Genomic DNA, 13,566 nt, shown 5'->3' with positions numbered 1-13,566 from the left:
CCCCCCCCCCCCCCCCCCCCCCCCCCCCCCCCCCCCCCCCCCCCCCCCCCCCCTAGGCTCCCAGGATTTCGGAGACGTACATGATGTGGTAATCCTTTTCGGGATACCAGCGGGAATCGGGCTCGTGGTCGAGGAAGCAGGCGGGGTCCATCGGCTGGCGGTAGAGCTTGCGGCAGGTGAGCGCGAGCTCCGACTGCGTGAGCACCGGCGCGCCGTCGAGTGCGACGGCCTCGAAGCCGCAGACGGCGAGCTTCTCCTCCGCACGGCCCGAGTGGGACCCGCAGTAGTTCATCTGCTGGCGGTACTGCTCGGGCAAAAAGCAGACGGAAAACCGTTCACTCCGGTCGAGCAGCTCGCGGGTGAACCGCTGGGGCCTCAAAAAGACCCAGGTGACCGGACGGTTCCACATGATGCCCACGCCGCCCCAGCTCGCGACCATGGTGTTGACCTTTTCGCCCGACTGGGTCGTGACCATTGCCCACTGATGATGGATCGCTTCAAACGGGTTGACGGCCAGCTCGTAGGGGGATATTTTCTGCATATTCTATCATTCCTTCCGTATGTATTCTTCCATGTAATCCCTATTATAGCACGCCCTTTCTGCGAAAAGAACCTCTTTTTGTGCAACTTTACCCAATTAAATTTTTACGATGCTGAATATTTATACGTAAAAATGCTTGCATTTGCATAAATATAATGTATAATAGGGGTATCGAATGAATGATTAACCAACGGAGGAATGAAATATGGAACAGAAATTCAATAAAGTCGTTTTGGCGTATTCGGGCGGTCTGGACACCTCGGTCATCATCCCCTGGCTCAAGGAGCATTACGGCTGCGAGGTGATCGCGGTCGCGGCCAACGTCGGGCAGGGCATGGGCGAGCTTGAGGGGCTGGAGGAGAAGGCCATCAAGACGGGCGCGTCCAAATGCTACATCGAGGACCTCACCGAGGAGTTCGTCAACGATTTCATCGTCCCGACCGTCAAGGCGGGCGCGGTCTATGAGGGCAAGTATCTGCTGGGCACCTCCTTCGCGCGGCCGGTCATCGCGAAACGTCTGGTTGAGATCGCCAAGAAGGAGGGCGCGGACGCGATCGTCCACGGCTGCACCGGCAAGGGCAACGACCAGGTACGTTTCGAGCTGACGATCAAGGCGTTCGCGCCCAACATGCCGATCATCGCCCCGTGGCGGTTCTGGGAGCTCAACTCGCGGGAGAAGGAGATCGCCTACGCGGAGGCGCACAACGTCCCGCTCAAGATCAACCGGGAGACCAACTACTCCAAGGACAAGAACCTCTGGCATCTGTCGCACGAGGGCCTCGACCTCGAGGACCCCGCGAATGAGCCGGACTACGACAAGATCCTCGAGATGGGCGTTTCGCCCGAGAAGGCCCCCGACAAGCCCACCTATGTGACGATCAGCTTTGAAAAGGGCGTGCCGGTCGCGATCGACGGCCAGAAGATGAAGCCGGTCGACATCGTCTACAAGCTTAACGAGCTGGGCGGCAAAAACGGCATCGGCATCATCGACATGGTCGAAAACCGGCTGGTCGGCATGAAGAGCCGGGGCGTCTACGAGACCCCGGGCGGCACCATCCTCTACGCGGCCCACCAGTCGCTCGAGGAGATCACGCTTGACAAGGAGACCCAGCACTACAAGATGCAGATGGGCATCAAGTACAGCGAGCTCGTCTACAACGGCCAGTGGTACACCCCGCTGATGGAGGCGCTCAACGCCTTCGTCGACAAGACGCAGGAGACGGTGACCGGCGACGTGAAGCTCAAGCTCTACAAGGGCAACATCATGAACGCCGGCATGACCTCCCCGCACTCCCTCTATTCGGAGGAGATCGCCACCTTCGGCGAGGACCACGTCTACGACCAGGCGGATTCCGCGGGGTTCATCAACCTCTTCGGCCTGCCGATCAAGGTCAAGGCGCTGCTCGACGAAAAGAAGATCAAATAAAGAAACTGCACAGAGTTTTTAGCTGTAACGCGGGGACGTCTGCCTTCCGCGTTACAGGCATTTCACAACGCGTAAAGGAGAAGCCGGTATATGAAGATGTGGGCGGGACGGTTTTCCAAAGAGGTCGACGACCGGGTAAACGACTTCAATTCCTCCATCCGGTTCGACTGCCGGATGTATGAGCAGGATATCAAGGGCTCGCTGGCGCACGCCGCGATGCTCGCGGCGCAGGGGATCATCCCGCAGGAGGACGCGGACACGATCGCGGCGGGGCTCGAGGGCATCCTTGCGGATCTAAAAAGCGGCGCGCTCGTCTTCGACCCCGGCGCGGAGGACATCCACATGTTCGTCGAGGCGGAGCTCACAAAGCGGATCGGCGGCGCGGGCAAGCGCCTGCACACCGCGCGCAGCCGCAACGACCAGGTCGCGCTCGACCTGCGGCTGACGCTGCGGGAGGAGGCAAAGGAGATCAAAGCCCTGCTGCTCGCGCTCATTTCGGAGCTGCGCGATCGGGCGGCGGAGCACCTCGACACGGTCATGCCCGGCTACACCCATTTGCAGCGGGCGCAGCCGGTGACCTTCGCCCACCACCTGGCGGCCTACGCCAGCATGTTTTCGCGCGACGTGGGGCGGGTGTCCGACGCGGCGGCGCGGATGGAATACTGCCCGCTCGGCTCGGGCGCGCTCGCCGGGACGACCTACCCGATCGACCGGCAGCGGACGGCGGAGGCGCTCGGGTTTCGCGCGCCGACGGCAAACTCGCTCGACGGGGTGTCCGACCGGGACTTCTGCATCGAGCTGGCGAACGCGATCGCGGTCATCATGATGCACCTGTCGCGCTTCTCGGAGGAGATCGTGGCGTGGTGCTCGTGGGAATTCAAGTTTATCGAGCTGGACGACGCCTTCGCGACCGGCTCGTCGATCATGCCGCAGAAGAAAAACCCCGACGTGGCCGAGCTGGTGCGCGGCAAGACGGGGCGGGTGTACGGCGACCTGATGACGCTGCTCACGATGATGAAGGGGCTTCCGCTCGCCTACAACAAGGATATGCAGGAGGACAAGGAGGCGATCTTCGACGCGGTGGACACGGTGAAGCTCTGCCTCAGGACCTTCACGCCGATGCTCCACACGATGACGGTGCGCAGGGAAAACATGCGCGCGGCGGCGGCGAAGGGGTTCATCAACGCGACCGACTGCGCCGACTACCTGACCAAGAAGGGGGTCCCCTTCCGCGACGCGTACAAGATCACCGGCGGGCTGGTGGCGGAGTGCATCCGCCGGGGACTGACGCTGGAAACCCTGCCGCTGGAGGACTACCGGGCGGCGAGCGGGGTCTTCGCGGAGGACGTGTACGGCGCGATCAACCTGGAAACCTGCGTGAAGGGCCGGCTCAGCGAGGGCGGGCCGTCGCCCGACGCGGTGAAAAAACAGCTCGCGCTGATTACGGCGTTTCTGAACGAAAATTAAAACAAAAGTTTTCGCCCGCCTTTTTTAAAAAGGCGGCGGGTTGTCAGGGCGGAGCCCTGACGCGCGGCGCGCACGCCGCAAGACGCTTTGTCCTTCGGGCGCTTTTTGGAAAAGGGTGTGGGGAAACCTTTTGCAAGAAAAAAGGTTTCCCCATGTCCGGGGGCTTTGCCCCTGGACCCCACGGCCTTTGAAAAGGCCGGCGAAATGTTTGATGATTTGAGGTGTTCCCATGGCGAAAATCAAAGCGGGCGTCATCGGCGCCACCGGCTACGCGGGACTCGAGATCGTGCGGCTGCTCCTTTCCCACCCTTTTGTCGAGGTCGCGGCCGTCTCCTCCGTCTCCTTTGAGGGACAGACGATCAGCGAAATCTATCCGCAGCTCACCGGCATCTTCGGCGAGACCCTCACCAATGACGCCGCCGTCGTCGGCCGCTGCGACGTCGTCTTCGGCTCGCTGCCCGCCGGGCTCTCCGAGCCCATCGCGCGCCGGTGCTTCGACGCGGGCAAGCTCTACATCGATATGGGCGCGGATTTCCGCCTCAAAAACGAGGCGGCTTACAAGCAGTGGTATGGCAAGGACTACGCCGACCCCGCGCTGCATGAGGCCGCCGTCTACTGCATCCCCGAGCTGCACCGGGCGAGGCTCGCGGGCGCGAAGCTCATCGGCAACCCCGGATGCTACCCCACCTCCGTCGCGCTCGGGCTCGCGCCCGCCGTGAAGGCCGGCGCGATCGATCCCGCGACCCTCGTCATCGACTCGAAGTCGGGCGCGACCGGCGCGGGCCGCGGCCTCGCCCTCAACACCCACTACACCGAGTGCAACGAGGCGTTCGCGCCCTACAAGGTCGCCGCCCACCGCCACACCCCCGAGATCGAGCAGACCCTTTCCGAGTTCGCCGGGCGGGAGGTGAGGGTCACCTTCGTGCCGCACCTGCTCGCCGTCAACCGGGGCATCGTCTCGACGATGTACGCGAATTTCATGCCCGGCTTCGACCTCGCGGCCGTGCGGAAGCTCTATGAGGCGTTTTACCTGGAGGAGGCGTTCGTCAAGGTGCTGCCCGACGGGGCGGTTGCAAACCTCAAGAACGTCAAATACTCCAACTACTGCCACATCTCCCTGCACGCCGACGCCCATACCGGCCGCCTGATCGTCGTCTCGACGATCGACAACATGGTCAAGGGCGCGGCCGGGCAGGCGATCCAGAATATGAATATTGCGCTCGGGCTCGAGGAGGACGCGGGGCTCCGCATCATCCCGCCCGCGTTTTAAAGAGGAAGGAGTGAACCGGCATGTCCTATACATTCGTCGAGGGCGGCGTCTGCGCCGCCAAAGGCTTTTCGGCGGGCGCCGTCCACGCGGGCATCCGCAAGAACCGCACCAAGAACGATCTCGCGCTCATCGTGAGCGATAAGCCCTGCGCGGCCGCCGCGATCTACACGCAGAACAAGGTCAAGGGCGCGCCCATTCTCGTGACGCAGGCGCACCTGAAGGACGGCCATGCGAAGGCGTTCCTCTGCAACTCCGGCAACGCCAACACCTGCAATGCCGACGGCGTCGACATCGCGAACGCCATGTGCGGGAGCGCGGCCGCCGCGCTGCGGATTTCGTCCGACGACGTGATCGTCGCGTCGACCGGCGTGATCGGCCAGCCGCTGCCGCTTGCGCCCATCACCTCCGCCATGCCCGCGCTGGCCGCTTCCCTTTCGGAGACGGGGAGCGCGGACGCCGCCGAGGCGATCATGACCACCGACACCAAGCGCAAGGAGGTCGCGGTGCGGTTCCCGCTCGGCGGCAAAACCTGCACGATCGGCGGCATCGCCAAGGGCTCGGGGATGATCCATCCCAATATGGCCACCATGCTCTGCTTTGTCACGACCGACGCGGCCATCTCCCCGGCCCTGCTCCAGAAGGCGCTCAAATGCGTCGCGGACGAGACCTTCAACATGGTCTCGGTCGACGGGGACACCTCCACCAACGACATGCTCTCCATCCTCGCAAACGGCGAGGCGGGCAACGCGGAGATCGTCTCGATGGACGCCGACTATTACCACTTCGCGCAGGGGCTCATGATGGTCTGCCGCCAGATCGCCAAGGAGCTGGCCGCCGACGGCGAGGGCGCGTCCAAGCTGCTCGAGTGCACCGTCACCGGAGCGCCCGACAAGGAGACCGCCAAAAAAGTCGCCAAATCGGTCGTCTGTTCGAGCCTCTTCAAGGCCGCGATGTTCGGCGAGGACGCCAACTGGGGCCGTATCCTCTGCGCGATCGGTTACACCGACGCGGAGTTCGAGATCGACCGGGTGGCGGTCAGCCTCTCCTCCGACGCGGGCAGCGTCCACGTCTGCGAAAACGGCGCGGGCGTTCCCTTCAGCGAGGAGGAAGCCAAGGCGGTGCTCGGCGAAAAAGAGATCCGCATCGAGGTTGACATGGGCCAGGGCGGGGAATCCGCCACCGCATGGGGCTGCGATTTGACCTATGACTACGTAAAAATCAATGGCGATTACCGCACCTGACCTGCGGCAAACGGCGCGAGGCGGTGTTGGCTTCGGTCGCGCGCTTCGGTCGCGCGCTTCGGTCGCGTACACATGTACGCGGCCCTCGCGGTTTCCCTGCCGCCTTGCCCCGCATCCGTTTTCCGCGGTCAGGGGGCGCGGCAGGGGATTCTTCGGCGCGGGCGGACAGCAACCAATTGGGAGGAGAGGGATAGCATGCAGATTACGAACTCCGATAAGGCGCAGGTGCTCGCGGAGGCGCTGCCCTATATCCAGGACTACGCGGGCAAGGTGGTCGTCGTAAAGTACGGCGGCAATGCGATGGTCGACGGCGCGCTCAAGGCCGCCGTCATGAGCGACATCGTGCTGCTCTCGCTCGTCGGCATCAAGATTGTATTGGTGCACGGCGGCGGGCCCGAGATCACCGAAACGCTCAAGGCCATCGGCAAGGAGAGCAAGTTCATCGGCGGCCTGCGCTACACCGACGAGGAGACCCTCAAGGTGGCGCAGATGGTGCTCGCGGGCAAGACCAACAAGGACCTCGTCAACCTGCTCGAGCAGCAGGGGGGCCGGGCGATCGGTCTCTGCGGCATCGACGGCCGGATGATCTCGGCCAAAAAGATCGAGGGTGAGGCCGACCTCGGCTTTGTCGGGGAGGTCACGGGCGTCGACGCGACCGTGCTGCGCGACGCGCTCGACCGGGGCTACATCCCCGTCATCGCCACCCTCGGCTGCGGGGAGGACGGCACCGTCTACAACATCAACGCCGATTCGGCGGCCTGCCGCATCGCGGCCGAACTGCACGCCGAAAACCTCATCTCCATGACCGACGTGCGCGGCCTGCTCCGCAACAGGGACGACGAAAACACGCTGATCCCCGAGGTTAAGGTCAGCGAGGTGCCCCTGCTCGTGCGGCAGGGGGTCATCGCGGGCGGCATGATCCCCAAGGTGGAGTGCTGCGTCGAGGCGGTGCGCCGCGGCGTCAAGCGCGCCTTCATCATCGACGGGCGCATCCCCCACTCGATCCTCATCGAGCTCATGACCAACGAAGGCATCGGCACGATGTTCTTAGGATGACCAGGGGGACTTTTCAAAGTCCCCCTGGACCCCGAAACGTTTGGTTCAGGCGGGGCGCGGCGCGCCGCCGCGCGCGCGTTTCGTGAGACAAAGCTCTCGCCCGCCTTTTACACACGTCCCGTGAGACAAAAGTTTTCGCCCGCCTTTTTTGAAAAGGCGGCGGGTTGTCAGGGCGGAGCCCTGACGCGCGGCGCGCACGCCGCAAGACGCCTTGTCCTTCAGGCGGATTTTGGAAAAGGGTGTGGGGAAACCTTTTCCAAGACAAAAGGTTTCCCCACGGAGAGAAAGGGTGATGATCATGAGCCTCATGGAGGAGGACAGACAATACATCGCGAACACCTACGGGCGGTTCCCGCTGGCGGCGGTGAGCGGCAAAAACGCCACCTGCCTGGACGAGAACGGGAAAACCTACATTGATTTTTCCAGCGGCATCGGGGTCAACTCCCTCGGCTTCTGCGACGAGGGGTGGGCCGCGGCGGTCGCGAAGCAGGCGGCCGCCCTCCAGCACATCTCCAACCTCTACTACACCGCGCCGATGGTGAAGGTGGCCAAAGCCCTCTGCGAGCGGACGTTTGCCGACAATGTGTTTTTCTGCAATTCGGGCGCGGAGGCCAACGAGGGCATGATCAAGACCGCCCGCAAGTACAGCTTCGATAAATACGGCAGGGGCCGCCACAAAATCGTGGCGCTTGAAAATTCCTTCCACGGGCGCACCGTCACGACCCTCGCCGCGACGGGGCAGGAGGTCTTCCACCGCTATTTTGACCCGTTCACCGGCGGATTCTCCTTTGTGAAGGCGGGGGATATCGCCGCGCTCGAGCACGCCGCCGACGGGGAGACCTGCGGCATCCTGCTGGAGCTTATCCAGGGGGAGGGCGGCGTGGTGCCGCTCGACCGGGAATTCGTCGACGCGGCGGCGCGCATCTGTAAGGAGCGCGACATCCTGCTGATGGTCGATGAGGTGCAGACGGGAATCGGCCGCACCGGAAAGCTGCTCTGCTGTGAGCACTACGGGATTACGCCCGACCTCGTCTCGCTGGCGAAGGGCCTCGGCGGCGGACTGCCGCTCGGCGCGGTGCTCTTCGGCGAAAAATGCGCCCACACCCTCGGCGCGGGCGACCACGCCACCACCTTCGGCGGCAACCCGGTGGCCTGCGCGGGCGCTTTGGAGGTGCTCGGACGCATTGACGAAGGGCTGCTTCAGGAGGTCGCGGAAAAGGGCGCGTACATCACAAGGGCGGTCGAAGGGATGCCGCACGTCGTGAGCGTCGAGGGAAAGGGGCTCATGCTCGGCGTGACGCTCGAGGGGGTCAACAGCCGCGAGGCGGCCGCCGCCTGCCTCGAAAAGGGGCTCATCATCCTGACCGCCAAGGCGAAGCTGCGGATGCTGCCCCCGCTCACCATCACCTATCCGGAAATCGATGAAGGCTTAAAAAGACTGAAAGAGGTGCTCGAACATGAATCATCTGCTGAAACTGCTTGACCTTTCCAACGAGGAGATCATCGAACTGCTGAACCTCGGCGACCAGCTCAAATACGAGCTCAAACACGGCATCCGCCACCAGCACCTGAAGGGGAAAACGATGGGGATGATCTTTCAGAAATCCTCCACCCGGACCCGTGTCTCCTTTGAAGTCGGCATGGCGCAGCTCGGCGGTTCGGCGCTCTTCCTGTCGGCGCGGGATTTGCAGATCGGCCGCGGCGAGCCGGTGCAGGACACCGCCCGGGTGCTCTCCCGGTACCTCGACGGCATCATGATCCGCACCTTCGCCCAGCAGGAGGTCGAGGACCTCGCCAAATACGGCTCGATCCCCATCATCAACGGCCTGACCGACTTCTGCCACCCCTGCCAGGTGCTTGCCGACCTCATGACCATCCGCGAATACAAGGGCGGTCTTGAGGGGCTCAAAATGTGCTACATCGGCGACGGCAACAACATGGCCAACTCCCTCATCGTCGGCGGCCTCAAGACGGGGATGTCCGTCGCGGTCGCGACCCCCGCCGGCTACCGGCCCGACCCGGCGGTGCTCGATTTCGCCAAGCCCTACGGCGACAAATTCCTGCTCACCTCCGACATCCGCGCCGCCGCCGAAAAGGCCGACGTCGTCTTTACCGACGTGTGGGCGTCGATGGGCATGGAGGAGGAGGCGGAGAAGCGCCGCGCCGCCTTCAAGGGCTACCAGGTGAACGAGGAGCTTCTCGGGCTCTGCGCGCCCGACGCGATGGTGCAGCACTGCCTGCCCGCCCACCGCGGCGAGGAGATCACCGACGAGACGTTTGAAAAGCACGCCAACGAAATCTTCGACGAGGCGGAAAACCGCCTGCACGCCCAGAAGGCCGTCATGGTCAAGCTGATGGCGGGCAAATAGGATGAAAAAACAGGAGGCTCCATGAGGGACCTCCTGTTTTTTGAAGCGCGCAGCAAACGGGCGCGCGATTGACACTGCTTCCACGATGGGCTAAAATAGACACAAACCCGGGCGGCAACGCCGAAAGGACGGACCGATGAACGTGAAAAAGCTGCTGGCGCTTCTGCTGGCGATCATGCTGACAGCCTCCCTCACCGCCTGCGGGCAGAAGGAGCGGGGCGGGGAAAGCTCCTCCCCCGCGCCCGAGGAGGAGCCCGATCCCAACTGGCCGGTCGCGATCGGCGACATCCGCATCCCCGAAAAGCCGCGCGCGGCCGTCTCCCTCTCGCCCGCGCTGACCGAGGTGATCTTCGAGCTCGGCGCGGAAAACCAGCTCGCCGGAGTCAGCGACTTCTGCGACTACCCCGCCGGCGCGGACGACCTGCCCCGCTGCGGCACCGCCGCGCTGCCCGATTTCGAGGCGCTTTCGGACATCCGGCCCGACGTGGTCTTTTCCTCCGCCGCCCTCTCCGAGGCGGACACGGTGAAGCTCCAGCAGATGGGCGCCGAGGTGGTCGTGCTGCCCCGCGCGCATTCGATGGACGAGCTGCGCGCGATCTACCTGAATACGGCGATCGTGCTGGGCGGGCTGGAGGACGGCGATGAGAACGGCTACGACACCTTCCGGGCGCTTGAAAACCGCTGGGACGCGCTGACCGCTGCCGCCTCGCGGGTGACCGAACGGCTGGGCGGCGTCTACCTGCGCGCAGCGCCGCTCATGATGGCGACGGGGGACGCCTTCGAGGGGGAGCTGCTCGCCGCGATCGGCGTCGAGAACGACGCGGCGGCCTACACCGGCTGGGAATACCCCGCCGACCAGGCGGTCAACCTCTATCCGGATATCATCTTCTACGACAAGGGGATCGATCCCGAATACTTTAAGGGTACCCAGGTCTACAACACGACCGACGCCTACAAGCAGGGGCGCATGTACCCGGTGGACGGCACGGCCCTGGAGCGGCAGAGCGGCAGGATGTTTGCCGAGCTGGAAAAAATGTTCGCCGAGGCGTACCCCGAGCTGGCCTCCCTGCTTGACGCGCCGCCCGAGGAGGAACCGGCGGCGGAATCCTCCTCCGGGGAGGAGAGCGGCGGGGACGACGGGATGCTCGACATCAGCGATATGACGCAGGTCGGATAGAGTGACAAACGGGACCGGGGCGGAGCCCCGGTCCCGTTTTTCTTTGCGGGCGGCCGTGTCAGAAGTTGAACTCGTCCTCCCAGGGGAAATCGCCGCTGGATTCCACATCCCTCGGCCAGTGGGCGCACCACGCCGGCAGCGGCGGGTCCTCCACCCGGTCGAGGCTGGGGGTGTAGGGCTTGAGGTCGAGGAGGGGGCTGCCGTCCTCCGCGTCGATGTAGCTTAGTCCGATCACGCCCGCCTTGGGGTCGAGATTGGTCACGGCCGCGCAGGAGAGGGCGAGGGGGTTGGGGCGCATGGGCGAGCGGGTGGCAAAGACCCCCAGGCGCTCCGGTCCCCTGACATAGGGGGACCGTTCGACCAGGTTTTCGCGGGAGCGGGCGTCGTCGCAGCCGGAAAACCACCAGAAGATATTGAGATAGCCGAAGCCCTCCAACCCGGCCATCGCCGGGCGGTAGGCCGGGTCGAGCTCCAGGCGGAAGCCGCCGCCGTCCGAACGGACGCGGCCAATTGGTTTTACTGAGTAGCTGATGTCCATAAAAAACCTCCTGTTTGATTTTTTACGGTACCGTTGCTACCAGTATAACAGCAAGCGTTGATACTACAAGCCCCAATTTTGAAAAACCGCAAATCCGTTCCCACGCATTGACGGAGGAGGGCGCGAGCGCGTATAATAGCCAAAAGGGACAACTCCGACAGGAAGGGTGGATGCAGATGATCAGCGGCGCGCAGGCGATGGTGAAATGTCTTGAGGCGGAGGGGATTTCCGTGGTATTCGGGTATCCCGGCGCGGCGATCTGCCCGTTTTACGACTGCCTCGGGCAGTCGTCCATCCGGCACATCCTCACCCGCAATGAACAGAACGCCGGCCACGCCGCGAGCGGCTACGCCCGCGTCACCGGGAAGCCCGCCGTCTGCGTCGCCACCTCCGGCCCCGGCGCGACCAACCTCTTCACTGCGATCGCCACGGCCTATGCCGACAGCATCCCGCTCGTCGCGATCACCGGGCAGGTGGAGACGGGGCTTCTGGGCCGCGACGTCTTCCAGGAGGTCGACACCACGGGCGCGGCGGAGCCGTTCACCAAATACAGCTATCTCGTCAAGGACGCTTCCGACATCCCGCGCGTCTTCAAGGAGGCGTTTTACATCGCGTCGACCGGGCGGCGCGGGCCGGTGCTGATCGACATGCCCGTCGACGTCCAGCGGCAGCTGATCAATTTCCATTACCCGCAGGAGGCGTCGATCCGGGGTTATAAGCCCCGCTTCCGGGGTCATGCCGTGCAGGTGAAGCGGGTCGCGGAGGCAATCCGCGCCGCCAAGCGCCCGCTGCTCTGCGTGGGCGGCGGCGCGATCGCGGCGGGCGCGCAAAAGCAGGTGCGCGCCCTCTGCGAGGCGATCTCGCTGCCCGCGGTGAGCACCCTCATGGGCATCGGCGCGCTGCCCGCCGGGCATCCGCTCTATTTCGGGATGCTCGGACAGAGCGGCGGCTGCGCCGCAAACGAGGCGGTCGCCGAAAGCGACCTGCTCATCATCCTCGGCGCGCGCGCCGACAACCGCGCGATGGCCAAGCCCGACCAGATCGAGGCGGCGACCGCCGTCGTGCACATCGACATCGACGCGGCGGAGATCGGCAAAAACCTCGGCACCACCATCCCCCTCGTCGGGGACGCGGCCGCCGTGCTCGAACAGCTTCTCGAGCAGTCGCCGCGCGGCGAGTGGGGCAAATGGCTCGAATGGCTGCGCGCCCGCCGCGCGCGGGAGGCGGCGCCCGCAGCGGCGCCGCCCAGGGCGGGCTGCGTCGATCCGGAGGCGTTCGTGCGTCTGCTCTCCGCCAAAATGGAACCCGACGCGATCTATGTCTCCGACGTGGGGCAGAACCAGATCTGGTCGGCGAAAAACTGCGCGGTCAGGGACGGGCTCTTCCTCACGACGGGCGGCATGGGCACGATGGGCTACGCGCTGCCCGCCGCCCTCGGCGCGAAGCTGGCCTGCCCCGGGCGGCAGGTCGTCGCCGTCTGCGGCGACGGGGCGTTCCAGATGGCCATGATGGAGCTTGCCACCGCCAACCAGCACGGGGTGCCGATCAAGCTCGTCGTGATGCGCAACGATATGCTCGGCATGGTGCGCGAAATCCAGCAGAGGGAATACCGGGGCCGGGAAACCGCGGTCGCCCTTGCGGGCGGTCCGGAGATCGGCGGGATTGCCGGGGCGTACGGCGTCCCCTTCGACCGGATCGATTCCATGGAGGAGGCCGGGGCCGCGGTGGAGCGGTTTCTTGCGGCGGACGGTTCGTATATCCTCGAATGTGTCGTCAACCCGCGGGAGGAAACCCGCTGACAGGAGGGAAAGCGTATGAAACAGATCATGTCGGTGCTGGTGGAAAATAAGGCGGGCGTGCTCTCCCGCACGGCGGGGCTTTTCGCGCGCCGGGGCTTCAACATCGAAAGCCTCGCGGTGGGCGAGACCGAGGACCCCACCGTCTCCCGCATGACCATCGTCGTCGAGGGGGACGAGCGCACGATTGAGCAGGTGGAAAAGCAGCTCAATAAACAGATCGACGTCATCAAGGTCAAGCTCCTTGAGACCGACGCGTCCACCCGCCGCGAGCTCATTCTTATCAAGACGAACGCCACACAGCAGAACCGCGGGGAAGTCATCGACATCGCCACGATCATGAACGCCAAGATCGTCGACCTCTCCCGCGCCACCCTCACGGTTGAGATGTGCGACCGCCCCGAGCGGGTCGACCTGCTGATCGATATGCTTACCCCCTACGGCATCGCCGAGATCGCCCGCACGGGGATGATCGCCCTTCAGAAGGGCGCCGACGCCATTCGGAAGTGATTTGCCGCTCAGGGGCTTGTCGGTTGCCCGCCGGCAGGGGCCTTCTTAGGTTTGCCGCTCGGAGAGCGGTGGAGCTTGCCGGGTCCTGCCCCGGCGTGGTTTTGGATTTGCCGCGCTGCACCCGGCGGGGCTTTAGATGCGCTCCTCGCCTGCGGCGAGCGCCGCAGAGCGGCGA

Annotated in this window: 12 protein-coding genes; 10 read left to right on the top strand and 2 right to left on the bottom strand. The window is 64.4% G+C overall.

Annotated elements, in window-relative coordinates:
* Positions 1-52 precede the first annotated feature (52 nt).
* Complete coding sequence (locus tag NE609_RS15285; protein WP_256153001.1) at positions 53-541, bottom strand: flavin reductase family protein; 489 nt, start codon at positions 539-541, stop codon at positions 53-55.
* 205 nt (positions 542-746) lie between these two features.
* On the opposite strand from NE609_RS15285, the gene NE609_RS15280 reads away from it, so the two are divergent.
* The 8 genes from NE609_RS15280 to NE609_RS15245 all read left to right on the top strand — a co-directional run bounded on the left by NE609_RS15280 (position 747) and on the right by NE609_RS15245 (position 10,547).
* Positions 747-1,967 carry an argininosuccinate synthase gene (locus NE609_RS15280; RefSeq protein WP_256153000.1) on the top strand — a complete coding sequence of 407 codons (1,221 nt, stop codon included), beginning with the start codon at positions 747-749 and terminating at the stop codon, positions 1,965-1,967.
* Positions 1,968-2,057: 90 nt separating this feature from the next.
* The gene (gene argH / locus NE609_RS15275) at positions 2,058-3,434 is read left to right on the top strand and encodes an argininosuccinate lyase (RefSeq protein ID WP_256152999.1); all 1,377 of its coding nucleotides are present in this window, start codon (positions 2,058-2,060) and stop codon (positions 3,432-3,434) included.
* 229 nt (positions 3,435-3,663) lie between these two features.
* Positions 3,664-4,704: an N-acetyl-gamma-glutamyl-phosphate reductase gene (gene argC, locus NE609_RS15270; RefSeq protein WP_256152998.1), complete on the top strand. Its 1,041-nt coding sequence runs from the start codon at positions 3,664-3,666 to the stop codon at positions 4,702-4,704.
* A 20-nt stretch (positions 4,705-4,724) separates the two neighbouring features.
* Positions 4,725-5,945: a bifunctional glutamate N-acetyltransferase/amino-acid acetyltransferase ArgJ gene (argJ, locus tag NE609_RS15265; protein WP_256152997.1), complete on the top strand. Its 1,221-nt coding sequence runs from the start codon at positions 4,725-4,727 to the stop codon at positions 5,943-5,945.
* Positions 5,946-6,140: 195 nt separating this feature from the next.
* On the top strand, positions 6,141-7,001 hold the full coding sequence (gene argB, locus NE609_RS15260) for an acetylglutamate kinase (protein ID WP_256152996.1): 861 nt from the start codon (positions 6,141-6,143) through the stop codon (positions 6,999-7,001).
* Positions 7,002-7,299: 298 nt separating this feature from the next.
* Complete coding sequence (locus NE609_RS15255; RefSeq protein WP_370867174.1) at positions 7,300-8,484, top strand: acetylornithine/succinylornithine family transaminase; 1,185 nt, start codon at positions 7,300-7,302, stop codon at positions 8,482-8,484.
* A complete protein-coding gene (gene argF, locus NE609_RS15250; protein ID WP_256152995.1) occupies positions 8,459-9,370 on the top strand; it encodes an ornithine carbamoyltransferase in 912 nt (303 codons plus the stop codon). Before NE609_RS15255 ends, argF begins: the two co-directional genes overlap by 26 nt.
* 136 nt (positions 9,371-9,506) lie before the next feature.
* A complete protein-coding gene (locus NE609_RS15245) occupies positions 9,507-10,547 on the top strand; it encodes an ABC transporter substrate-binding protein (protein WP_256152994.1) in 1,041 nt (346 codons plus the stop codon).
* Positions 10,548-10,605: 58 nt separating this feature from the next.
* Here NE609_RS15245 and NE609_RS15240 read toward each other — a convergent pair whose 3' ends face one another.
* The gene (locus NE609_RS15240) at positions 10,606-11,085 is read right to left on the bottom strand and encodes an SAM-dependent methyltransferase (protein WP_256152993.1); all 480 of its coding nucleotides are present in this window, start codon (positions 11,083-11,085) and stop codon (positions 10,606-10,608) included.
* A gap of 176 nt (positions 11,086-11,261) precedes the next feature.
* On the opposite strand from NE609_RS15240, the gene ilvB reads away from it, so the two are divergent.
* On the top strand, positions 11,262-12,884 hold the full coding sequence (gene ilvB, locus NE609_RS15235; RefSeq protein ID WP_256153002.1) for a biosynthetic-type acetolactate synthase large subunit: 1,623 nt from the start codon (positions 11,262-11,264) through the stop codon (positions 12,882-12,884).
* A gap of 15 nt (positions 12,885-12,899) precedes the next feature.
* Positions 12,900-13,391 (top strand): acetolactate synthase small subunit, encoded by a 492-nt coding sequence (ilvN, locus tag NE609_RS15230; protein WP_256152992.1) that lies wholly within the window; start codon positions 12,900-12,902, stop codon positions 13,389-13,391.
* The last annotated feature ends 175 nt before the right edge of the window (positions 13,392-13,566 follow it).

Origin of the sequence: Anaerotruncus sp. DFI.9.16 (genome assembly GCF_024461615.1) — a bacterium.
GTDB lineage: Bacteria > Bacillota > Clostridia > Oscillospirales > Ruminococcaceae > Anaerotruncus > Anaerotruncus massiliensis.
This window is presented reverse-complemented; position numbering and strand designations above follow the sequence as displayed.

Excerpts from the sequence above, each read along its gene's own strand:
- NE609_RS15285 (WP_256153001.1), bottom strand. The coding sequence starts at position 541 with ATGCAGAAAATATCCCCCTACGAGCTGGCCGTCAACCCGTTTGAAGCG.
- NE609_RS15280 (WP_256153000.1), top strand. The coding sequence starts at position 747 with ATGGAACAGAAATTCAATAAAGTCGTTTTGGCGTATTCGGGCGGTCTG.
- argH (WP_256152999.1), top strand. The coding sequence starts at position 2,058 with ATGAAGATGTGGGCGGGACGGTTTTCCAAAGAGGTCGACGACCGGGTA.
- argC (WP_256152998.1), top strand. The coding sequence starts at position 3,664 with ATGGCGAAAATCAAAGCGGGCGTCATCGGCGCCACCGGCTACGCGGGA.
- argJ (WP_256152997.1), top strand. The coding sequence starts at position 4,725 with ATGTCCTATACATTCGTCGAGGGCGGCGTCTGCGCCGCCAAAGGCTTT.
- argB (WP_256152996.1), top strand. The coding sequence starts at position 6,141 with ATGCAGATTACGAACTCCGATAAGGCGCAGGTGCTCGCGGAGGCGCTG.
- NE609_RS15255 (WP_370867174.1), top strand. The coding sequence starts at position 7,300 with ATGAGCCTCATGGAGGAGGACAGACAATACATCGCGAACACCTACGGG.
- argF (WP_256152995.1), top strand. The coding sequence starts at position 8,459 with ATGAATCATCTGCTGAAACTGCTTGACCTTTCCAACGAGGAGATCATC.
- NE609_RS15245 (WP_256152994.1), top strand. The coding sequence starts at position 9,507 with ATGAACGTGAAAAAGCTGCTGGCGCTTCTGCTGGCGATCATGCTGACA.
- NE609_RS15240 (WP_256152993.1), bottom strand. The coding sequence starts at position 11,085 with ATGGACATCAGCTACTCAGTAAAACCAATTGGCCGCGTCCGTTCGGAC.
- ilvB (WP_256153002.1), top strand. The coding sequence starts at position 11,262 with ATGATCAGCGGCGCGCAGGCGATGGTGAAATGTCTTGAGGCGGAGGGG.
- ilvN (WP_256152992.1), top strand. The coding sequence starts at position 12,900 with ATGAAACAGATCATGTCGGTGCTGGTGGAAAATAAGGCGGGCGTGCTC.